The sequence below is a fragment of the Pseudomonas sp. B35(2017) genome (genome assembly GCF_002113645.1).
Classification (GTDB): Bacteria; Pseudomonadota; Gammaproteobacteria; order Pseudomonadales; family Pseudomonadaceae; genus Aquipseudomonas; species Aquipseudomonas ekonensis.
In genome coordinates, this window is the sequence record NZ_NEIZ01000006.1 from 139652 (window position 1) to 161468 (window position 21817).

General features: G+C 66.0%; 21 protein-coding genes. 8 read left to right on the plus strand and 13 right to left on the minus strand.

Annotated elements, in window-relative coordinates:
• Positions 1–280: 280 nt before the first annotated feature.
• A complete protein-coding gene (locus CAG41_RS13510; RefSeq protein WP_085586003.1) occupies positions 281–604 on the plus strand; it encodes a hypothetical protein in 324 nt (107 codons plus the stop codon).
• A 105-nt stretch (positions 605–709) separates the two neighbouring features.
• Complete coding sequence (locus CAG41_RS13515) at positions 710–1489, plus strand: YdcF family protein (protein WP_085586005.1); 780 nt, start codon at positions 710–712, stop codon at positions 1487–1489.
• 135 nt (positions 1490–1624) lie between these two features.
• Here CAG41_RS13515 and lnt read toward each other — a convergent pair whose 3' ends face one another.
• The 5 genes from lnt to miaB form a co-directional block, all read right to left on the minus strand.
• Positions 1625–3148, minus strand: a complete 1524-nt coding sequence (lnt, locus tag CAG41_RS13520) for an apolipoprotein N-acyltransferase (RefSeq protein ID WP_085632371.1) — start codon at positions 3146–3148, stop codon at positions 1625–1627.
• 15 nt (positions 3149–3163) lie between these two features.
• Positions 3164–4003, minus strand: a complete 840-nt coding sequence (locus CAG41_RS13525; RefSeq protein ID WP_085583999.1) for an HlyC/CorC family transporter — start codon at positions 4001–4003, stop codon at positions 3164–3166.
• Positions 4004–4008: 5 nt separating this feature from the next.
• Complete coding sequence (gene ybeY / locus CAG41_RS13530) at positions 4009–4503, minus strand: rRNA maturation RNase YbeY (protein WP_085584001.1); 495 nt, start codon at positions 4501–4503, stop codon at positions 4009–4011.
• Positions 4496–5494 (minus strand): PhoH family protein, encoded by a 999-nt coding sequence (locus CAG41_RS13535; protein WP_085584003.1) that lies wholly within the window; start codon positions 5492–5494, stop codon positions 4496–4498. Before CAG41_RS13535 ends, ybeY begins: the two co-directional genes overlap by 8 nt.
• A gap of 144 nt (positions 5495–5638) precedes the next feature.
• Positions 5639–6967 (minus strand): tRNA (N6-isopentenyl adenosine(37)-C2)-methylthiotransferase MiaB, encoded by a 1329-nt coding sequence (gene miaB / locus CAG41_RS13540; RefSeq protein WP_085707087.1) that lies wholly within the window; start codon positions 6965–6967, stop codon positions 5639–5641.
• A 134-nt stretch (positions 6968–7101) separates the two neighbouring features.
• On the opposite strand from miaB, the gene CAG41_RS13545 reads away from it, so the two are divergent.
• Positions 7102–7431 carry a DUF1820 family protein gene (locus CAG41_RS13545; RefSeq protein ID WP_085584007.1) on the plus strand — a complete coding sequence of 110 codons (330 nt, stop codon included), beginning with the start codon at positions 7102–7104 and terminating at the stop codon, positions 7429–7431.
• A gap of 41 nt (positions 7432–7472) precedes the next feature.
• Here the strand turns inward: CAG41_RS13545 and CAG41_RS13550 are convergent, their stop codons facing one another.
• The 4 genes from CAG41_RS13550 to CAG41_RS13565 all read right to left on the minus strand — a co-directional run bounded on the left by CAG41_RS13550 (position 7473) and on the right by CAG41_RS13565 (position 11036).
• On the minus strand, positions 7473–8027 hold the full coding sequence (locus tag CAG41_RS13550; protein WP_085584009.1) for a tetratricopeptide repeat protein: 555 nt from the start codon (positions 8025–8027) through the stop codon (positions 7473–7475).
• A gap of 226 nt (positions 8028–8253) precedes the next feature.
• The gene (gene hemL / locus CAG41_RS13555) at positions 8254–9537 is read right to left on the minus strand and encodes a glutamate-1-semialdehyde 2,1-aminomutase (RefSeq protein WP_085584011.1); all 1284 of its coding nucleotides are present in this window, start codon (positions 9535–9537) and stop codon (positions 8254–8256) included.
• Between the two features lie 17 nt (positions 9538–9554).
• Positions 9555–10178 carry a thiamine phosphate synthase gene (gene thiE, locus CAG41_RS13560; RefSeq protein ID WP_085632363.1) on the minus strand — a complete coding sequence of 208 codons (624 nt, stop codon included), beginning with the start codon at positions 10176–10178 and terminating at the stop codon, positions 9555–9557.
• A 60-nt stretch (positions 10179–10238) separates the two neighbouring features.
• The gene (locus CAG41_RS13565) at positions 10239–11036 is read right to left on the minus strand and encodes a hydroxymethylpyrimidine/phosphomethylpyrimidine kinase (protein WP_085707088.1); all 798 of its coding nucleotides are present in this window, start codon (positions 11034–11036) and stop codon (positions 10239–10241) included.
• A 383-nt stretch (positions 11037–11419) separates the two neighbouring features.
• Between CAG41_RS13565 and CAG41_RS13570 the strand changes: the two genes are divergently transcribed.
• The 4 genes from CAG41_RS13570 to CAG41_RS13585 all read left to right on the plus strand — a co-directional run bounded on the left by CAG41_RS13570 (position 11420) and on the right by CAG41_RS13585 (position 17916).
• A complete protein-coding gene (locus CAG41_RS13570; protein ID WP_085632361.1) occupies positions 11420–13774 on the plus strand; it encodes a hybrid sensor histidine kinase/response regulator in 2355 nt (784 codons plus the stop codon).
• 96 nt (positions 13775–13870) lie between these two features.
• Positions 13871–15520 carry an acyl-CoA dehydrogenase family protein gene (locus tag CAG41_RS13575; RefSeq protein WP_085638921.1) on the plus strand — a complete coding sequence of 550 codons (1650 nt, stop codon included), beginning with the start codon at positions 13871–13873 and terminating at the stop codon, positions 15518–15520.
• A 188-nt stretch (positions 15521–15708) separates the two neighbouring features.
• Complete coding sequence (amn, locus tag CAG41_RS13580) at positions 15709–17208, plus strand: AMP nucleosidase (RefSeq protein ID WP_170930001.1); 1500 nt, start codon at positions 15709–15711, stop codon at positions 17206–17208.
• Positions 17209–17280: 72 nt separating this feature from the next.
• A complete protein-coding gene (locus CAG41_RS13585) occupies positions 17281–17916 on the plus strand; it encodes a pseudouridine synthase (RefSeq protein ID WP_085584021.1) in 636 nt (211 codons plus the stop codon).
• On the opposite strand, the gene CAG41_RS13590 is transcribed toward CAG41_RS13585, so the two are convergent.
• Positions 17911–18120, minus strand: coding sequence for a DUF2788 domain-containing protein (locus CAG41_RS13590; protein WP_016773053.1), 210 nt, complete (start codon positions 18118–18120; stop codon positions 17911–17913). The two genes, CAG41_RS13585 and CAG41_RS13590, sit on opposite strands and share 6 nt — an antisense overlap.
• Positions 18121–18389: 269 nt before the next feature.
• The gene (locus tag CAG41_RS13595; RefSeq protein ID WP_007909658.1) at positions 18390–18869 is read right to left on the minus strand and encodes an Lrp/AsnC family transcriptional regulator; all 480 of its coding nucleotides are present in this window, start codon (positions 18867–18869) and stop codon (positions 18390–18392) included.
• 452 nt (positions 18870–19321) lie between these two features.
• Here CAG41_RS13595 and CAG41_RS13600 point away from each other — a divergent pair, with 452 nt between their 5' ends.
• On the plus strand, positions 19322–20416 hold the full coding sequence (locus CAG41_RS13600; protein ID WP_085584024.1) for a DUF6515 family protein: 1095 nt from the start codon (positions 19322–19324) through the stop codon (positions 20414–20416).
• Here the strand turns inward: CAG41_RS13600 and CAG41_RS13605 are convergent.
• Both CAG41_RS13605 and CAG41_RS13610 read right to left on the minus strand, forming a co-directional pair.
• Positions 20406–21317: a cation diffusion facilitator family transporter gene (locus CAG41_RS13605; protein WP_085707089.1), complete on the minus strand. Its 912-nt coding sequence runs from the start codon at positions 21315–21317 to the stop codon at positions 20406–20408. The genes CAG41_RS13600 and CAG41_RS13605 overlap by 11 nt on opposite strands.
• Before the next feature lie 19 nt (positions 21318–21336).
• Entirely contained in the window at positions 21337–21756 is a 420-nt protein-coding gene (locus tag CAG41_RS13610) for a polyribonucleotide nucleotidyltransferase (RefSeq protein ID WP_085707090.1), read from the minus strand.
• Positions 21757–21817 lie beyond the last annotated feature (61 nt).

Below are 21817 nucleotides of genomic sequence, written 5' to 3' on the forward strand. Positions count from 1 at the left end.
GGCTACTTTTGTACTGGATAGGGGTGGCCCAGTCCTCTTCGATGCGACATCGGGGGCGGGTGACGCCAAGTTGGCGTTTCGCGGCCCGGACGGGCTGGAAGTGGAGTGACAGGAAGCGCCGTAGCATACATGACCGCGCTTGGCCTAGGGAAACCCTGATTGCGCCCGTCCGGCCGGGCAAAACGGCTGCGGGGGCCGTTGGTCGCGGCGTGCGGCCGGTTTGTGCAGCGAAGCTAAGCTCCTTAGTGGGGAGTGAGTCTTATCTTCAATGAGGTGAGGGATGGTGGAGTCACAGCAACAGAACGTAACCAAACCCGAGTTGTACGAGCGGTTGATCGACCGTCTGGGCATGGCCCTGGACGCGGCGAGAACTGCGGGACGGCTGCGCGACGAGCGCCCCCTGGAGCTGGAATTGCGCGGCTTGAGCCCCGCCGAGTTCGATCTGGTCAAGGCTTACCTGGATCGCAGTGAACGTGAAGCCCACGGATGTCTGTCACAGGCAGTGAAACAGCTCGATGCAGTGCCTTCGGCCAAGGTCATATGGCTCAAGGACAAGGCGCCCGGCAGAGCGACCGTCAAGGTCCGCACCCTGCAGGCCAAGTAAGCGCATGGCAGGTCAAGAAGCGGATCTTTTCAAGCGGGATCCCACCTTATAGGTTGTCGCGTCGAATCAACCCACTTAGGCTGCGGGCATCTTTGGAGATGCCCGATGCCCTTTCGCTATTTCATCAAACAACTGCTGCTGCCGCCCGGCATCCTTTTCCTGCTGCTGTTGGTCGCCTGGTGGCTGCGCCGCTCACGTCCGCGCCTGGCCGGGCTGTGCTTCGCCCTGGGGCTGGGCGGTTTGTGGCTGATGAGCCTGCCGGTGGTCGTGCAATGGGGCGCCAAGGCCCTGGAGCGCGAGCCGCCGCTGGCCCGTGAGGCCTGGGCGGGGCTTTCGCAACGCGCCGACGCGATTGTGGTGCTGGGTTCCGGGCGCGAGCGCGGCGACCTGGCCTGGGGCGAGGATCAGCCGACCGGCATCGGGCTTGAGCGGCAGCGATATGCGGCGCGTCTGGCCAAGGCCTCGGGGCTGCCGATCCTGACCAGCGGCGGCCTGCATTACGGCACGCCGCCGACGGAAGCCAAGCTGATGGCCGATTCGCTACGCGACGATTTCGGGGTGACGGTGCGCTGGCAGGAAGGCGAGAGCCGCACGACCTGGGAAAACGCCGTGCTCAGCGCCAAGGTGCTGCTGCCCCAGGGCATCAAGCGCGTCGCGGTGGTGACCCAGGCCTGGCACATGCCGCGGGCGGTGTGGTGTTTCGAGCAGGCCGGGTTCGAGGTGGTGCCGGCGCCGGTCGGCTTCCTCGGCACGGACAACGCCCGGCCGTTCGGCGGCTGGTTGCCGGAGTTCAAGTCGATCTGGCAAAGCGGACAGTTGCTGAACGAGGCGGTGGGGCAGGTGGGGTATTCGCTGTTCTATCGAGGGGCTGACGAAGCTGAATGATGCACGGGGCCGATGGCCCCGTCGCGGACAAGTCGAATCGTCGCGCCGCCGCTCCCGCAGCGGCTGTATTCAGGCGCGCCTGACTGTGGGAGCCAGCCTGCTGGCGATGGCGCCGGTGAAGGCGCCGCGAAGCCTTCAGAGGGTCTTGGAGATCCGCCCGGCCATCAGCGCCCAGCCGAACAACAGCACGCACAGGATGATCAACGGCCACGAGCGCCATTGCAGGTACGGCGTCAGATCGTGCATCGGCACCACTTCGCCGTACAGCACGCCTTGCTCGAACTGCGGGATGCTTTCGGTGATGCGGCCGAACGGATCGATCAGGCCGGTGACGCCGTTGTTGGTGGCGCGGATCATCCAGCGTCCGGCCTCCAGGGCGCGCATCTGCGCCATCTGCAAATGCTGAAGCGGGCCGATGGAGGTGCCGAACCAGGTGTCGTTGCTGATGGTCAGCAGCAGGTCGCTGCGGGCGGACAGGCCGGCGGCGAACTCCGGGTATACCACTTCGTAGCAGATGAACGGGGCGATCTGGTAGCCCTTGGCCTGCAGCAACGCCTGGTCGGCCGGGCCGCGGGCGAAGTCGGACATTGGCAGGTCGAAGAACGCGATCAGCCCGCGCAGCAGATCCTGCAGCGGCACGTATTCGCCGAACGGCACCAGTTTCTGCTTCAGGTAGGTGCCGTCGCCTTCGCCGACCACGGTGATGCCGTTGAAGAAGCGCTTCTCGTGGCGCACGGTCTGGCGGATCGGCACCCCGGTGATCAGCGCCGATTTACGCTCGGCGGCGAAGGTGCCCATCATGTTCAGGTAGCCTTCGGCGGACTCCTTGAGCACCGGCACGGCGGTCTCCGGCCAGATCAGCAGATCCACCGGCTTGGACCGGAAGCTCAGGTCGCGGTACAGCGCCAACTGCGCGTTGAGCTGCGCCGGATCCCACTTCATGCTCTGCTCGACGTTGCCCTGGATCGCGGCGACGCTCAGCGGCGCGCCCGCCGGGCTGGTCCAGGCGTGGCCCTTGAGCGCGACGCCCGCCACCCACGGCCCGATCAGCAACAGCAGGCCGGCGGCCACGAAACCCTTGCGGCCGCCGCTGAGCAGGCGCGGCATGTTGTGGAACAGTGCGGCGGTCAGTGCCAGGACGAACGACACCAACCACATGCCGCCCACTGGCGCCAGCCCGGCCAGCGGGCCGTCGAGCTGGCTGTAGCCGGAGTACAGCCAGGGGAAACCGGTGAGGAACCAACCCCGGAACGCCTCCTGGCCGACCCACAACGCCGCGAACGCCAGCGCATCGGCCAGCGGCGCTTCGTTGCGTCGCAGCCAGCGCGCCCAGAGCCAGGCGGGCAGGGCGAAGAACCAGGCGATCGCGGCGGTGAACAGCAGCATCAGGAAACCGGCCAGCAGCACCGAAGCGCCGCCGAAGTGGTGGATGCTGTAGTAGATCCAGCTGGTGCCGGCACCGAACAGGCCGAAGCCGAAGCACCAGCCCCGGCCGAGCGCCTGGCGCGGGCTCAGCTCGCGCAGGCCGGCATAGAACAGGCCCGCCGCCAGCAAGGCCAGCGGCCAGATGTCGAACGGCGCCAGAGAGAGGGTGGTGATTGCGCCGGCCGCCACGGCCAGCAGGTTACCGGGCCAGCCGGGGCGGGTTATCCAGCGCATTTCTATCCTTGGAGGTCAGCGGGCGATTGGGGTCAGTCGCAGCAAGTGGATCCGACGGCTGTCGGCGTTCAGGATGCGGAAGCGGTAAGCGCCGATCTCGGTGATCTCGTTGCGCTTGGGCAGGTGCCCGAACGCGCTCATCACCAGGCCGCCGACGGTGTCGAACTCGTCGTCGGAGAACTCGCTGTCGAAGAACTCGTTGAAGTTCTCGATCGGGGTCAGGGCCTTGATCAGGAAATCGCCGCTGGGCAGCGGCTTGATGTAGCTGTCCTCTTCGACGTCGTGCTCGTCCTCGATGTCGCCGACGATCTGTTCCAGCACGTCTTCGATGGTCACCAGGCCCGCCACGCCGCCGTATTCGTCGATGACGATGGCCATGTGGTTATGGTTGGCGCGGAATTCGCGCAGCAGCACGTTCAGGCGCTTGGACTCCGGCACGAAGGTGGCCGGGCGCAGCAGGTCCTTGATGTTGAAGCTCTCGCCGTTCTCCTTGAGGATCAGCGGCAGCAGATCCTTGGCCAGCAGCACGCCCATCACGTCGTCGTGGCTTTCGCCGATGACCGGATAGCGCGAGTGGGCCGAGTCGACCACGGCGGGGAGAAATTCGCGGGGCGTCTGGGTCGCCTTGATGCTGACCATCTGCGAACGCGGCACCATGATGTCGCGCACCTGCAGGTCGGCGACCTGGATGGCGCCTTCGACGATGGCCAGCGCTTCGCTGTCCAGCAGCTTGTTCTGATGGGCGTCGCGCAGCAGCTCCATCAGCTCCTGGCGGTTCTTCGGCTCGTGGGCAAAAGCCTGGGTGATCTTGCCCAGCCATGACTTCTGCCCGTTGCTCGATCGATCTTCGCTCATAGCGATTACTCTGAATCCTTTGTCGTAACGGTAGGGGATGTTTCGGTTTCGTCGTCCGCGTACGGATCGGGGTAGCCCAGTTCGGCAAGCAACTCGCGTTCCAGGGCTTCCATCTCTTCGGCTTCATCGTCATCGATGTGATCGTAGCCCAGCAGATGCAGGCAGCCGTGAATGACCAGATGGGCCCAGTGGGCGTCGAGCGCCTTGCCTTGCTCGGCAGCCTCGCGCTCGACCACGGCCACGCAGATCACCAGGTCGCCCAGCAGCGGGATGTCGAGAAACTCGTCGGGCACTTCGGCGGGGAACGACAGGACGTTGGTCGCGTAGTCCTTCTGGCGCCAGGTGCGGTTCAGCTCGCGGCCTTCGGCCTCGTCCACCAGACGGATGGTCATTTCCGAGTCGGCGGTGCGCTGGCGCAGGGCCAGTTCGCACCAGCGGCGGAATTCGGCTTCGCTCGGCGCGGGCGCCTCGGTGGCGGTTTGCAGGTCTAGCTCAAGCATCGCGCGGGGGTTCCTTGGCCGCTTCGGCACGGGTCTCGAAGCGCTCGTAGGCTTCGACGATGCGCTGCACCAGCGGATGGCGCACCACGTCCTTGGGCTGGAAATGGGTGAAGCTGATGCCCGGCACGTCCTTCAGCACCTCGATCACATGGTGCAGCCCGGACTTGGTGCCGCGCGGCAGGTCGACCTGGGTGATGTCGCCGGTGATGACGGCGGTCGAGCCGAAGCCGATCCGGGTCAGGAACATTTTCATCTGTTCGACGGTGGTGTTCTGGCTTTCGTCGAGGATGATGAAGCTGTTGTTCAGCGTGCGGCCGCGCATGTAGGCCAGCGGCGCGACTTCGATCACCTGGCGTTCGATCAGCTTGGCCACGTATTCGAAGCCGAGCATTTCGTAGAGCGCGTCGTAGAGGGGGCGCAGGTACGGGTCGATCTTCTGGGCCAGGTCGCCGGGCAGGAAGCCGAGCTTTTCGCCCGCCTCGACCGCCGGGCGCACCAGCAGGATGCGCCGCACCTGTTCACGCTCCAGCGCGTCCACGGCACAGGCCACGGCCAGGTAGGTCTTGCCGGTGCCGGCCGGGCCGATGCCGAAGTTGATGTCGTTGCCGAGGATTTCCTTCACGTAGCGCAGCTGATTCAGGCCGCGTGGGCGAATCATGCCTTTCTTGGTGCGCAAGGCGACGGACGGTTCGGCGGGGGAGTGCTTGTCCAGTTCTTCGACGGCCGATTCCTGCAGGTACAGGTGCACCATGTCCGGCGACAGCTCCGTACCCTTGGTTTCCCGGTACAGGCGGCGCAGCAGGTTTTCCGCGGAAGTGGTGTGCTTGGGTTCGCCGATCAGTTCGAACTGGTTGCCGCGGTTGCGGATCTCGATGGCCAGGCGCTGTTCGATCAGGCGCAGGTGCTCGTCGAACTGCCCGCACAGATTGGCGAAGCGACGAGCCTCGAAGGGCTCAAGGATGAAGCGATGGGGTTCTATGGGTGCGTTCAAGGTCGTATTTAGCCGCCCTGGGGCAATAATGATGAAATCAAGGATAACGCCAGTGGCGTGGGTGCGAAAGCTCTTAAATCTTGCAAGGTGAATGGCCGACGTTGCGGGGGCGGGCAAGCCCGTTCCCGCCGTTGCTCTGTACCGTCAGCCGATCAGCGAGCCGCGAAGCGAGTGCGGCTGCGCCGAATCGATGTGCACGTCGGCGAACTGCCCGATCAGGGTCGGATTGTCGCAGCGGAAGTTGACGATACGGTTATTCTCGGTGCGCCCCTGCAGTTCGCCCGGATCTTTCTTCGAGTAGTCGGTGACCAGGATGCGCTGGGTGGTGCCGACCATTTGTCGGCTGATCTCGAAGCCCTGTTGGTTCAGGCGGTGCTGCAACGCGTTCAGGCGTTCCTTTTTCAGCTCTTCCGGGGTGTCGTCGGCCAGGTCGGCCGCCGGGGTGCCCGGGCGCTGGCTGTAGACGAACGAGTAGGAGAAGTCGAAGCCGACGTCGGCGATCAGCTTCATGGTCTGTTCGAAGTCTTTCTCGGTCTCGCCGGGGAAGCCGACGATGAAGTCGGAGCTGATGCAGATGCCCGGCACGGCGGCGCGCAGTTTGCGCAGCTTGGACTTGTACTCCAGCGCCGTGTGGTTGCGCTTCATGGCCGCCAGGATCCGGTCGGAGCCCGACTGCACCGGCAGGTGCAGGTGCTTGACCAGCTCCGGCACGTCGGCGTGGGCCTGGATCAGGCTGTCGGAGAACTCCAGCGGGTGCGAGGTGGTGTAGCGGATGCGGTCGATGCCGTCGACGGCTGCGACCACCCGGATCAGCTCGGCCAGGTCCGCCAGGCGGCCGTCGTGGGTCAGGCCGCGGTAGCCATTGACGTTCTGCCCCAGCAGGGTGACTTCGCGCACGCCGTTTTCGGCCAGGTGGATGATCTCGGCGATCACGTCGTCGAACGGCCGGCTGACTTCCTCGCCGCGGGTGTAGGGCACCACGCAGAACGTGCAGTACTTGCTGCAGCCTTCCATCACCGACACGTAGGCGCTCGGGCCGTCGATGCGCGGCTCGGGCAGGTGGTCGAACTTCTCGATCTCCGGGAACGAGACGTCCACCTGCGGCAGCTTGCTGATGCGTGCGGCGTCGATCATTTCCGGCAGGCGGTGCAGGGTCTGCGGGCCGAACACCACATCGATGTAGGGCGCGCGGTCGCGGATCGCCGCGCCTTCCTGGCTGGCCACGCAGCCGCCGACGGCGATGACCATCTCCGGGTTGGCCAGTTTCAGTTCGCGCCAACGGCCGAGCTGGGAGTACACCCGGTCCTGGGCGCGTTCGCGGATCGAGCAGGTGTTGAGCAGAATCACGTCGGCGTCTTCGGCGCGGGCGGTGACTTCCAGGGCCTGGTGTTCACCCAGCAGATCGACCATGCGCGAGCTGTCGTACTCGTTCATCTGGCAGCCGTGGGTTTCGATGTAGAGCTTTTTGGCCATGGATTCAGGTCGTCACGTGATTCGAAGAACCGCGCATTATAGGGAACATGTCCAAAGGTTCCTACCGCTGCGCGACCGGTGCCTGTGCTATAGTTTGCGCCCTCATTTTTGCCCCGATGTGTTGTCCGCCCGCCATGACCAAACGCGAAGCTCCGATCTACAAGGTGATTTTCCTCAACCAGGGCCAGGTGTTCGAAATGTACGCCAAGCAGATCTACCAAAGCGATCTGTGGGGTTTTCTGGAAGTGGAAGAGTTCGTCTTCGGCGAGCGCACCCAGGTGGTCGTGGATCCGAGCGAAGAGAAGCTCAAGGCCCAGTTCGAAGGCGTGGTGCGCAGCTTCGTGCCGATGCATTCGATCGTGCGCATCGACGAGGTCGAGCGCCTCGGCACGCCGAAGATCAGCGAGGCCCGGGCCGGCACCGGCAACGTGATGCCGTTTCCGATGCCGATGCCTGAGAAGTAAGCCACGGCTCACTTGCCGCACTCACGGCAGACCAGCGGGTTTCAGGGCAGCGGCGAGAAAGGCGTGCGCCCGTCCGCGCTCTGCAGTTCCATCAGGTATTTACGGAAAATTTGCCCCAGCACCTGGGTGGCGGTCTCGAGGTCTTCGCGGGGCATCTTCTCGGCGACTTCGTCGGCGGTGTCCAACGCATCCTCGGCGCCGTTGACCGCCGCCATCTTCAGCACGATATAGGCCTGGATGTTGTTGGCCTGCACGCCTTCGCCGTGGAAGAACATGGTGCCGAGCTTGAACTGCGCCTGGGCGTGGCCCTGCAGCGAGGCCTTTTCGAAGTAGTTGAGGGCTTGGTTGAGGTCGCGCGGTGCGTTCTTGCCGTCGTAGTAGAATTCGCCCAACTCGTATTGCGCTTGCGCATCCCCTTCGTCCGCAGCCTTCTGGCAGGCGGCGAGGGCCTGCGTGACGTCTTGCGGCTGGGTGTTGAGGGTGCAACGCCCCATCGCCGGGATCAACAACGAGTTGCCGCCTGCCTGTGCATGTGCAAGCAGCGGCTGAAGGAGCAACAGGCAGCCCAAGGCAAGGGTGCGGCCGGTGCGGTTCATGGGAATCGACTTACCTCTGAAGGGCACGCGGACCCGTCGAGGGATCCAATAAGCGCGCATTATGAAATAAGCAGGCCCAACCTTACAAAGTCTTTACTCGATTTTCTGCTGCGCGGAGCGCTGGTCGCCCGGTTTGCAGGCGATTGTCGGCGGCGATGCAGGAAAAAACGCTCAGGTGTAGGCAAACGCTGACGCCGGCATTGGCCAACGTCAGCGTCAGGGCGGATTACTTCAGGGCGGCGAAGGCGCGCTCTGCGGCGTCCAGGGTCAGTTTCAGTTCCGCTTCGCCGTGGGCGATGGAGGTGAAACCGGCTTCGAAGGCGCTCGGCGCCAGGTACACGCCGCCTTCGAGCATCAGGTGGAAGAAGCGTCCGAACAGGGCGGCGTCGCTGGCCATCACATCGTCGAAGGTGACGATGTCGTCAGCGCCGCTGAAGTACAGGCCGAACATACCGCCGGCCTGGGTGGTCACGAACGGGATGCCGGCGGCGTCGGCGCGTTGCTGCAGGCCGTCGAGCAGGCGTGTGGTGTAGTCGGTCAGCTCGGCGTGGAAGCCCGGACGGCTGATCAGGCGCAGGGTGGTGAGGCCGGCGGCCATGGCCAGCGGGTTGCCCGACAGCGTGCCGGCCTGGTAGACCGGGCCCAGCGGCGCGATGCGCTGCATGATCTCGCGCTTGCCGCCGAAGCAGCCGACCGGCATGCCGCCGCCGATGATCTTGCCGAAGGTGGTCAGGTCCGGCGTCACGCCGTAGTGGGCCTGGGCACCGCCGAGGGCGACGCGGAAACCGGTCATCACTTCGTCGAAGATCAGCACGACGCCGTGGCGGTCGCACAGGCTGCGCAGGCCTTCGAGGAAGCCCGGCGCCGGCGGCACGCAGTTCATGTTGCCGGCCACCGGCTCGACGATGATGCAGGCGACGTCCTGGCCGACTTCGGCGAGCATCTTCTCGACGGCGCCGATGTCGTTGAACGGCAGGGTCAGGGTGTGCTTGGCGAATGCCGCCGGCACGCCGGCCGAGCTCGGCACGCCCTGGGTCAATGCGCCGGAGCCGGCCTTGACCAGCAGGCTGTCGGAGTGGCCGTGGTAGCAGCCTTCGAACTTGATGATGCTGTCGCGGCCGGTGAAGCCACGGGCCAGGCGGATGGCGCTCATGGTCGCTTCGGTGCCGGAGCTGACCATGCGCACCATGTCCATCGACGGCACCAGCGAGCAGACCAGGTCGGCCATCTCGGTTTCCATGGCGGTCGGAGCGCCGTAGGACAGGCCGTGCTCCAGTTGCTTGCGCACGGCGTCCAGCACGTCCGGATGGCTGTGGCCGAGGATCATCGGGCCCCACGAACCTACGTAATCCACATAGCGCTTGTCGTCTTCGTCGGTGACGTAGGCGCCTTCGGCATGCTTGAAGAACAGCGGGGTGCCGCCGACGCTCTTGAACGCGCGGACCGGCGAGTTGACGCCGCCGGGGATGTGTTTCTGGGCATTGGCAAACAGGGTTTCGGAACGGGACATGATCGGGCTCTCGAAGGTCAGGATTTGAACAATTCATTGAATGCGCGGGCGCGGCGCGTCACCTCGGCGGTGCTGTCGGCACCGAACAGGCCGTGGACGACCGCCAACAGGTCGGCGCCGTGGGCCACCAGCGGGGCGGCGTTGTCCAAGGTGATGCCGCCGATCGCGCAGATCGGCAGATGCAGCGTGCGGCGGGCCTCGTCGAGCAGGCCGAGGCTGCAGCTCGGGGCGCCGGGCTTGGTGCTGGAGTTGAAGAAGCGGCCGAAGGCGGCGTAGCTGGCGCCTTCCTTCACCGCCTGTTCGGCCAGGTCGAGCTGCGCGTGGCAGGTCGAGCCGATGATCGCCTTCGGTCCCAGCAGGGCGCGGGTCGGCGACAGCGGGCCGTCGGTCTGGCCCAGGTGCACGCCGACGCCCAGGCGGGCGGCCAGCTCGGCGTCATCGTTGATGATCAGGCGGGTGCCGTGGCGCTCGCACAGCTCGCGCAAGGCTTCGGCCTCGCGCAGGCGGCGGGCGTCGTCGCCGCTCTTGTCGCGGTATTGCAGGAGGGTGACGCCGCCTTCCAGCGCCGCCTCCACGTAAGGCAGAAACTTGCCCGCCAGCAGCGTGCTGTCGGTGATGGCGTACAGGCCACGTAATTTCATCGCACAGGCCTCCCGGCGTCAGGCGCGGAACATCAGGTGCGCCGCGTCAGCGGCGCTGCATCAGGCGCAGAAGTCCAGCGGCAGGCGGCGCGGCACGAACTGGCCTTTGCCCAGCCGCTCGGCGTCGCGCAGGGTGCGCCAGGTGTAGTCCAGGGCGCTGCGTACGGCGCTGGCCAGGTCTTCGCCCAAGGCCAGCCGACCGGCCAGGGTGCTGGCCAGGGTGCAGCCGGAACCGTGGTAGCTGCCCGGCAGGCGCTGGCAGAGGAAGGTCTCGCGCAGGCCGTCGCGGCTGTACAGGCGGTTGTAGATTTGCGTCTCGTCGCCGTGGCCGCCGGTGATCAGCAGGTGTTTGACGAACGGCAGGAGCTTTTCTGCGCACTCGTCCGCGGTGCCTTCGGGCAGTTCGGCGAGGATCCGCGCCTCGGGCAGGTTCGGGGTGGCGATGGCGGACAGCGGCAGCAGACGTTCGCGCATGGCGTAGCCGACCTCGTCCTTGCCCAGGCGTCCGCCGCCGCCGGCGCGCAGCACCGGGTCGCAGACCACCGGCAGGTGCGGGTGCGCCTGGAGCAGTTCGACGACTGTGTCGACCATTTCCAGGGAACCGAGCATGCCCAGCTTCACCGCCGCGACGTCGGAATCGTTGAGCACGGCATTGGCCTGGGCCAATACCCACTCGCGGTCGAGGACGCGGAAATCGGTGACGTTGACCGTGTCCTGCACGGTCAGGGCGGTGACGGCCGGAGCCGCATGGCAACCCTGGGCGAGCAGGGCTTCGATATCTGCCTGCAGGCCGGCGCCGCCACTGGGGTCGTGGCCGGAGAGACAGAGGACAACGGGGCGGGAGCTATAGGTATTCATGGTGCGCGAGCTTACCACCAATCCCGGTGTGCGGGTTCAGCTGTGGTGAGGGAGCTTGCTGCCGCCGGGCCGCAAAGCGGCCCCGATGCGCCGTTCTGCCGACACATCCGGATCAATGACATGGCGACGGATCGGGAGCACGCGCCGTCCCCGCAATGGACTGCACTGTCACAATCTGACCAAGCCAACAGCTCTAGCCCGGTGCTTTGCTCTGAAACGCCCGTTCTAGAGCCTCTGTGGGAAAAATTTCCATGGTGCTCAATGGCCATCAACGGCTATGCTAGAGTGGATCCAAACCAATAACAGGTAATACCGGTTTTACGTCTTCTCAAAGGGAATGGGGGGCTTCCTGACGCAACCGGACAAGCCACGCTGGGGCTTCAATGCGCTATTTGCTGATGTTGCTGTTCTGCTTGCCCCTCCTGGCGAGCGCCGTCGAGTTCGACGAATTCACCCAGAGCCTCCCGCTGGGCCGATCCCTGCAAGTGTTCGAAGATCCGAGCGGTCAGGCGACTTTCGCCGATGTCCGCGCGCAAGACGCTGCCGGCCGCTTCAAGCCGCACGACAAGGCCACGCTCAACGCCGGCTATTCGCGCTCGGCGTTCTGGCTGAAGATCGATCTGCTTTACCGCCCGAACAATCCGGCGGCGCAGCGCACCTGGCTGCTGGAGCTGGCCTACCCGCCGCTCGACCACCTGGACCTCTACCTGCCCGATGCGACGGGCGCCTACCGCCTGGCGCGCCAGACCGGCGATGCCCTGCCGTTCGCCAGCCGCGAGATCCGCCAGAACAATTACCTGTTCGACCTGGCCTTCGAACCGGGCCAGGCGCAGACCGTTTACCTCAGGCTGGCCAGCGAAGGCTCGATCCAGGCCCCGGTGACGCTGTGGTCGAGCACCGCCTACCTGGAAGACCAGCCGGTGCGCCTGTACGTGCTGGGCATCATTTATGGCGTGCTGCTGGGGATGCTGGTGTACAACCTGTTCATCTACCTCAGCGTGCGCGACACCAGTTACCTCTATTACATCTTCTACATCGCCTCGTTCGGCCTGTACCAACTGTCGGTCAACGGTGCGGCGGTGGAGTACTTCTGGCCTGACAACCCGTGGTGGGCCAACGCCGCCACGCCGTTCTTCATCGGCTGTGCGGGGCTGTTCGGCAGCCAGTTCGCCCGCAGCTTCCTGCAGACCAAAGACCACAGCCGCTGGCTCGACCGGCTGCTGATCGCCCTGATCGTGTTCGGCGCGCTGGTGGTGGGCCTGTCGCTGATGACCAGTTACGGGCTGGCGCTGCGCCTGGCGACGACCCTGGCGCTGACCTTCACCGTGGTGATCTTCGCCGCCGGGATCCTGGCCTGGTGGCGCGGCCTGCGGGTGGCGCGCTATTTCATCATTGCGTGGTCGGCGTTCCTGCTCGGCGGGGTGGTCAACACCCTGATGGTGCTGGGCGTGCTGCCGAACGTGTTCCTGACCATGTACGCCAGCCAGATCGGCTCGGCCATCGAAGTGGCGCTGCTGTCGCTAGCCCTGGCCGACCGCATCAACGCCATGCGCGAGCAGCAGGCCCAGACCCTGCTTGAGGCCGGGCAGAAACTGGAAGTGCTCAACCAGCAACTGGCCCACAGCAACAAGCTCAAGGACGAGTTCCTGGCGACCCTGACCCACGAGTTGCGCACGCCGATGAACGGCGTGATCGGCTCGCTGGAACTGATGCAGACCGTCGAACTGGATCCGGAACTGGAGCAATACCAGCAGACCGCCGCCGGCTCCGCCCGGGACATGATGCGCATGGTCAACGGCATTCTCACCCTCACCGAACTGCAGGCCGGCAAGCTCAAGGCGACGTCGGGCAGCTTCAGCCTGCGGGGGGTGATCGAGGCGTTGCGGGTGCAGTTCGACGGCAATGCGTCGAGCAAGGCCCTGGATTTCAAGGTCGATGTGCTGCCGACCTTGCCCGACCGCCTGCACGGCGACAGCGGCAAACTGGCGCAATGCCTGGAATGCCTGTTGGACAACGCGATCAAGTTCACCCGGGTCGGCGGGCTGGCCCTGCGGGTCACCGGCAAGCCGTCCCAAGGCAACCGGTTGGCGCTGTCGTTCGCGGTGATCGACACTGGCATCGGCTTCACCGACCTGGGCGAGGCGACGCTGTACCAGCGGTTCTTCCAGCTCGACGGCTCGATGACCCGGGAGTACGGCGGCCTGGGCGTCGGCCTGGCGATCTGCCGGCAACTGGTCGAATTGTTGGGCGGCAAGCTCACCCACCGTTCCGAGCCCGGGCGCGGCAGCCGGTTCCAGCTGGATGTCGAATTCGAACTGCCGGCGCTCGAACCTGCTCCCGTCTCGCTGCACAGCGCTGACGGCACGCGGGTGCCGCAGGATTGCACCGTTCTGTTGGTGGACGACAACAGCGTCAATCAACTGGTCATGCGCGGCATGCTGCTCAAGCTCGGCTTCCGGGTGCGCACGGCCGACCACGGCGAGGCGGCGCTCGAATGCCTGCAGCGCGAAACGTTCGACGCGGTGCTGATCGATTGCCAGTTGCCGCCGCTGGACGGCGCGTCGCTGTGCTGCCGGATCCACGATCTGCCCGGTTGCGCCCACCTGCCGGTGTTCGTCCTGGCGCTGGGGGCCGAGCGGGAGCGCTGTGCGGCGGACGCCGTGATCGACTACCTGGGCAAACCGGTGAAATTCGAAGAGTTGCAGGCGGCTCTGGAGCGCCGGGTGTTGTGTCGCTGATAGGGTGAAACCGCCGAGAGTTCGGCGTAAATGACACTTTGTCCGGCCACGGGGCGGTGCTTAACTGAACGCCTGGCAGACAGGAGGAGCCCCGTCATGAACCTGCATCAGTTCGCCGAAACCCACGAAGTCACCAACCAGCCGCCGTCGCTGGACGGCGCCAACCTGTACCGCATCGACCTGCCGCTGCAGGAGTGGTCGCGGCGCTTCGGCGCCGGTTGGGCCGAGTCACGGATCGACGCCTACGGCGCCCTGGCCGGCGGGCCATTGATGGAGGCCGGGTTCCTCGCCAACCAGAACAAGCCGGTGTTCGCCAGCCATGACCGCTACGGCCACCGCATCGACCTGGTGGAGTTCCACCCCGCGTACCACGAGCTGATGCGCACGGCCATCGAGCACGGCCTGACCTCGCTGCCCTGGGCTCATCCGCAGGACGGCGCCCATGTGGCGCGGGCGTCCATGACCTACCTGCATAGCCAGGCCGAGGCCGGCAGCGGCTGCCCGCTGACCATGACTTTCGCCAGCGTGCCGGCGATGCGCCTGCAGCCGGACCTGGCCGAGCGCTGGCTGCCGAAGATCCTCGCCACCGAATACGACCCGCGCAACGTCGGCATGGTCCACAAGGCGGGCGTGACCATCGGCATGGCCATGACCGAGAAGCAGGGCGGCACCGACGTGCGCGCCAACACCACCAAGGCGTTCCCCGTGGGCGCCGGCGGCCCGGGCCAGGCCTATGAGCTGGTGGGGCACAAGTGGTTCTGTTCGGCGCCGATGTGCGATGCGTTCCTGACCCTGGCGCAGACCGACAAGGGCCTGAGCTGTTTCCTGCTGCCGCGCCACCGCCCGGACGACACGCGCAACCAGTTCTATATCCAGCGCCTGAAGAACAAGCTCGGCAACTGCTCCAACGCCTCCAGCGAAGTGGAGTTCCGCGGGGCGCTGGCGTGGATGGTCGGCGAGGAGGGGCGCGGGGTGCCGACCATCATCGAGATGGTCGCCATGACCCGGTTCGACTGCATGGTCGGCTCCAGTTCGCTGATGCGCCAGGCGCTGACCCAGGCCAGCCACCACTGTGCGCACCGCAAGGTGGGCGGCAAGCTGCTCAGCGAGCAGCCGCTGATGCAGAACGTGCTGGCCGACCTGGCGCTGGAAAGCGAAGCGGCGCTGGCCCTGAGCCTGCGCATGGGCCGGGCGCTGGACCGTCTGGACGACCGCCACGAAGCGCAGTTCGCGCGGTTGGTGACGGCGGTGGGCAAGTATTGGATCTGCAAGCGCGCCCCGGCCATGATTAACGAAGCCGCCGAGTGCATGGGCGGTGCCGGCTACGTCGAAGACAGCATCCTGCCGCGGCTGTACCGCGAGGCGCCGGTCAACTCGACCTGGGAAGGTTCCGGCAACGTGCAGTGCCTGGATGTGCTGCGCGCCCTGTCGAAAGAGCCGGGCGTGCTCGACGGGCTGTTCCATGAACTGGGCGACGGCCACGGCGACCCGCGCCTGGCCGCGCACATCCAGCGGTTGCAGGCGGCGTTCAAGGACACCGGCGACATCCAGTACCGCGCGCGGCAACTGACCGAAGACATCGCCCTCGGCCTGCAGGCGAAGCTGTTGCTGGAGGCCGGGAATGCGGCGGTCAGCGACGCCTTCATCGCCAGCCGCCTCGGCGGCGCGGGCCGGGTCTATGGCGCATTGCCCCGTGGCGTGGACGTGGCGGCCATTGTCGCCCGCTCGACGCCGCAGGGTTTCTGATCCCGCCCCGATCCCACAAGGGGGGCGCCAGGCACAAAACACTGTGGGAGCCAGCCTGCTGGCGATGGCGTCAGCTCATGCGCCGCAGGGCAAAGCCGAGACGGTTGCTCCCACAGGTTTGCGCTTTGCCTCAAGGATTGCGGCAAAGCCAATCGCCACTGTTCCCGTGACGCCGCGTTGCAGGCAAGATGAAGGCCTGCAAGACAGAACACAGGAAGCTGACCGTGACCGAAGCGTTTATTGTCGTTCAAACCGCCGAACAGGCCGTGGACCTCTTGGCCGAGCTGCACGAGCGGGCCACCACGGCGCTGAGCACGGCGCTCAAGCGTTACCTCAAGGACCGCGCCGAACCGGACGCCGCACAGCGCGCCCTGTTCCGTTACCCCGAACTGCGCCTGACCTACCACTGCCAGGGCGAAGTCCCGCAGACCACCCGCGCCTACGCCAAGGTGCAGCTGCCGGGCACCTACAGCGTCACCGTCACCCATCCCAAGGCGTTTCGCAAATACCTGCTGGAGCAGCTGACGCCGCTGATGCACGACTTCACCGTCACCGTTGAAGTGGGCGTCAGCGAGCAGAACATCCCGTACCCGTACGTGGTCGAGCAGGGCGATGAGCTGGCCGGTTCAGGCGTCACCGCCGCGGTGTTGGCGCGGGTGTTCCCGAGCACCGACCTGTCCGCCGCCACCGACGGCATCGCCGACGGCCTCTACGACTGGGAAAACACCGACCCTCTGCCGCTGGCGCTGTTCGACGCCGCGCGGGTGGACTTCTCCCTGCGCCGGCTGGTGCACTACACCGGCAGCGACTGGCGCCACGTGCAGCCGTGGATCCTGCTGACCAACTACCACCGCTATGTTGACCAGTTCATCGTCCACGGCCTTGAGCAACTGCGCCGCGACCCGCGTTTCGTGCGCATGGTGCTGCCGGGCAACGTGATCATCGAGAAGGGCATGGATCACGGCGAGGCCTCGGCCATCGCCGCCGGCGTGGTGTGGCACCGTTACCAGATGCCGGCCTACCACCTGATCGCCAGCGACGGCCACGGCGTGACCCTGGTGAACATCGGCGTCGGCCCGTCCAACGCCAAGAACATCACCGACCACCTGGCGGTGCTGCGTCCGCACTGCTGGCTGATGATCGGCCACTGCGGCGGCCTGCGTCAGTCGCAGACCATCGGCGACTACGTGCTGGCCCACGCCTACATGCGTCGCGACGGGATCCTCGACCGGGTGGTGCCGCCGAACATTCCGATTCCGGCCCTGGCCGAGGTGCAGCTGGCGTTGCAGCAAGCGGCGGCCAACGTCACCGGCGACAAGGGCGACGACCTGAAGAAGCGCCTGCGCACCGGCACCGTGCTGACCTACGACGACCGCAACTGGGAACTGCGCTGGGCCCAGGAGCGTCCTCTGATCAACCTGTCCCGCGCTGTGGCGGTGGACATGGAAAGCGGCACCATCGCCGCGCAAGGCTATCGCCTGCGGGTGCCGTACGGCACGCTGCTGTGCGTCTCCGACAAACCGCTGCACAGCGAGATCAAGCTGCCCGGTTCGGCCAACGCCTTCTATGAGCGTGCGGTCAGCCAGCACCTGAAGATCGGCATCGAGGCGGTGGACCTGCTGCGCACCGAACTCAACTCGCTGCACTCGCGCAAGCTGCGCAGCTTCGACGAACCGCCGTTCCGCTGACGGTTTGCCGTGGCCATTTGGCGGTCGGGGCACTAGCATGGTCGGCCCTGACCGTCAGATGTTGTTTTGCCCATGTCCCGTGCCCAACGCCCGCCTTCCCGCCGCCCCGGCGCGAAGCCATCCCCGACAGCCCCTCGCCGTGTCGCCAAGGCGCCGCCGGCCGAGCCGAAGCTGATCCTGTTCAACAAACCGTTCGATGTGCTGACGCAGTTCAGCGACGGCGAAGGGCGGGCGACGCTCAAGGACTACATCGACGTGCCCGGCATCTACCCGGCCGGCCGCCTGGACCGCGACAGCGAAGGCCTGTTGCTGCTGACCAACGACGGCCAGTTGCAGGCGCGCATCGCCGACCCCAAGCACAAGTTGGCCAAGACCTACTGGGTACAGGTGGAGGGCGAGCCGAGCGCGGAGCAGTTGCAGCGCCTGCGTGACGGCGTCGAGCTCAACGACGGCATGACTTTGCCCGCCGAAGCGCGGCAGTTGGACGAGCCTGAGCTGTGGCCGCGCAACCCGCCGGTGCGCTTTCGCAAGAGCGTGCCCACGAGCTGGCTGGAACTGGTGATCCGGGAGGGCCGCAACCGTCAGGTGCGGCGGATGACGGCGGCGGTGGGGCTGCCGACCTTGCGGCTGGTGCGGGTCAGGATCGGCGGGTGGACGCTCGACGGCCTCGATCAGGGCCAGTGGAAGGAAGTGCCGGCGCGCTTATAGGGCGCCGGACTCGATCAGGCCGATCACCACGCTTTTGATGATGAAGGCGGCCACGCCCAGACCCAGCACGAAGAACAGGATGAACGAGCCGAAGCGCCCGGCCTTGGATTTCTTCGCCAGGTCCCAGACGATGAAGCCCATGAAAATGATCAGGATGCTGACCAGGCCAGTCATCATCCACTCTTCGAACAGTGCTGGATCCATCGGACATCTCCGGCGCGTGCGGCTTGAAAGGGCGGCGGGGAGTATACGCCAAGGGCGGCGGCGCGGGGATCGGCCTGCGGCGGTGTGCCGCAGTCATCCGTCGCCGGCATCGGCGGTGTCCGGTGCACCGCCATCGCCAGCCGGCTGGCTCCCACAGGGGATCGCGTATGTCCGCAAAGCTGCTGTCACCCCAAACCCTGCAGGAGCTTGCCTGCAAGCGATGAGGCCGGCATTGCCGACATCCTGGTGACCGGCCTGTGAAGGGGCCTTCAGCTGCGCAGGTGGGTCAACGGAAGTTCGGTGCTGTTCAGGACCTGATTGAGCACGAAGCTGGAGCGCACGCTGGTCACCCCTTCGATCCGGGTCAGGTGGCCCAGCAGCAGTTTCTGGTAATGGTCCATGTCCGGCACCACCACCTTCAACTGATAGTCGGCATCCACCCCGGTCACCAGGCTGCATTCGAGCACCTGCGGCAGGGTGCGGATCGCCGCCTCGAAGTTTTCGAAACGCTCCGGCGTGTGCCGGTCCATGCCGATCAGCACATAGGCGGTCAGGCTCAGGCCGAGCATCTTGCGGTCGAGCAGGGCGACCTGGCGCGAGATGTAGCCGTCGTCCTCCAGTTGCTTGACCCGGCGCGAGCATGGCGAGGGCGACAGACCGATGCGTTCGGCCAGCTCCTGGTTGGAGATGCGGGCGTCGCGCTGCAGCTCCGCCAAAATGCTCAGGTCGTAACGGTCGAGTTTGCTCATCAATCTGTCCTTTGTGCTGTCTATTGCGGCGGATTATCTATCCAGGGTTAAAAATTGCGCAAGCGGTGTTTATTTGAGCAATCTTCGCAATCATCTGTCGCGGCGTCCGGCCTATCCTTATCACCAGAATCACTGCTCGGTAACACAGTCCACTGCGGCCGCCCAATCAGGCCTGCCGCGGCCGCCGCCCCCACCGGGGACGCGCCGGCCCCCGAGTTGCACACTGTCCAGAAGACGGGGTGAGGTGAGCCGGCGCCACAAGCGTCGAGCCAGGACGAAGTTCTCTGAAGGGGAGGCCGACGGGTCTCCCCTTTTTCTTGCCTGCGATTTGCCTGCCTTCGCGTGTGCGCGGCTCAATAAATAAATGCCGTGACTGATAACCTGTAGCAGAACCCGGTGTGTCGATTCCCGGTCTTAGCTACAAGCCCTAACCCCCCGCAGTGAGGAATTTCATGAAGTCGCGCATCTGGCGTCTGGCCGGTGTTGGTTTGCTGTGTGTGAGTGTCGGTGCGCAGGCGCTGGCCGATGAGCCGCAGAATCGCGGCCCGGACGGCGGCGGACGCGGGCCGGGGCATCAGGGCAACAATCAGGGGCGGGACGGCGAGCATCAGTCCCATGGGCAGAACGGCCCGCAGCAGAATCAGCCGCGCCCGCAGAACAACGAGATCATCCGCGGCGACAACAGCCGCCAGTTCGAGCACAACGGCCAGCAGCCTGGCAATGGCCAGTGGCAGAACAACGGCCAGCAGCACGGCAACGGCCAGTGGCAGGGCCACGACCAGAACCGCGAGCGCCCGGCCTACAACCCCAACCCGGTGCGCCAGCCGCCGCCACCGCCGCAACTGCCGGCCAACAGCCTGCCGATCCAGCCGCGGCCCGACACCGTGCGCCAGACTCAGGAGCCGCGCCCCGGCTACTACCGCGACGAGCGTCCGCAGAACGGCGGCTACCACCAGACCTGGCAGACCGGCAACCGGCCCGACGACCACCGCTGGCCCGGCCGCCCGGACGGTCGCGGCAACGGCTGGGGCCCCGGCCCGCAGTACCGGCCGGGCCATGTGATCGACCGCTTCCCGGACCGGGACTTCCGCGTGCCCTACCGCGGCCAGGACTATTTCTATTCCGGCGGCTACTGGTATCGCCCGCAGGGCCCACGCTACATCGTGGTTCAGCCGCCCCGCGGGATCCGCATCCAGTACCTGCCCGACTACGCCCGCGAAGTGTGGATCGGCGGCGCACTGTTGTTCCTCGCCGCCGGTTCCTATTACGCCTACCAGGAGGCGACGCAGGACTACATGGTGGTGGAGCCGCCGGTGCAGCCGTCGCAGCCGTCCGGAAACGGCTATGACGTGGAGGCCTATCCGGCCAACGGGCAGTCGCCGGAGCAGGTCCAGCGCGACGGTTACGAGTGCTATCAGTACGCGGTGCAGCAAAGCGGTTTCGACCCGCGCACCGCGACCTACCAGCCGGCGCCCGAAGTGGTGCAGGCCTACCGCCAGGCCCAGGGCAATTGCCTGAGCAGCCGCGGGTATCAGGTCAACTACTGATCCCGGTGCCGGCACGCGCGGCGTTCACCACTTCCTGCGGGTCGGCGTGCACCAGCACTTCGGCCCGCGGGTAGGCGGTGTGGATGGCATCCGCCGCCCGGTCGCTGATGCCGTGGGCCACGGTCAGGGTCAGGTCGCCCGGCAGTTCCAGGTGCAGTTGCACGAACCAGTGGTTGCCCGACACCCGCGTGCGCAGGTCATGGGCGCCCAGCACGCCGGGCACGGCGCAGGCCAGTTCGAGCATGTGCTGGCTGACGTCCGCCGGCAGTTCCTCGTCCATCAGCACCGCGAAGCTTTCCCGGGCGATCTGGATCGCGCTCCACAGAATGTAGGCGGCGATCCCCAGGCCGAACCAGGCATCCAATTGATTGAAACCCAGCCCCGCCAGCACCAGCGCAATGAGGATGCTGCCGTTGAGCAGCATGTCCGAACGGTAGTGCAGCGAGTCGGCGCGCACCGCGTTGGAGCCAGTCTGCTTGATCACCCGGTGCTGCAGCATCAGCAGCGCCGCCGTCAGCACCAGGGAAAACACGATCACGCCGATGCTCAGCCATGGCGCGCCGAGGGGCTCGGGGTGCTTGAGCCGTTCGAACGCCTGAAAGGCGATCAGCACCGCACTGCCGCCGATGAACAGCGCCTGGGCCATGCCGGCCAGGGACTCGGCCTTGCCGTGCCCGTAGCGGTGATCGTCGTCCGCCGGCCGCAGCGCGTAGTGCACCGCCAGCAGATTAAGCAGCGAGGTGACGCCGTCGAGGGCCGAGTCGGTGAGGCCGGCGAGCATGCTCACCGAACCGCTCAGCCACCAGGCGATCGCTTTGGCGATGACCAGCGTGCAGGCAACCGCCACCGAGGCGCGGGTCGCCAGCCGCAGCAGGCGGGCGTGTTCGGGGCTGGAGGTCATGTCGGGAGCGGTTCCTTGTTCAAGCGGCCGGTTGCAGGCCGAACATCGCCAGTTGCTGGGCGCTGCCCTTGTGCCGGATCAGGCGCGGGTCGTCCAGCGGCAGGTGGCGGCCCAGTTCGCTTTCGAGGATAGCCTGCAATTTGAGGTTATCGACCTGACCGTCCAGGCCCACCGCTTGCTTGAGCTTGGCCGGATCGACCTGGGCCGTCTTGCCCGGCTCGAAGTAGATCGCGCCGGTGGTGAAGTCCACGGCGAACGCGATCAGGCCGGGGATGATGTAGAACAGCAGGCCCACGGCGTCGAGCACCGCGATGGCCGGGTCGATCTTGCCGTCGATCTGGCCGCGCCGGTCCGGGTAGAAGATCGACCCGCACGCGGTCACTTGGGTGAGCAGGGTGGCAACCAGTGCACCGCCGATCAGGCGAAAAGGTAAACGCATGGAAAAATCTCCTGAATCCTCTGATGACGAAGCGTCGTCGTGTGAAGTTAAGACCCTGACG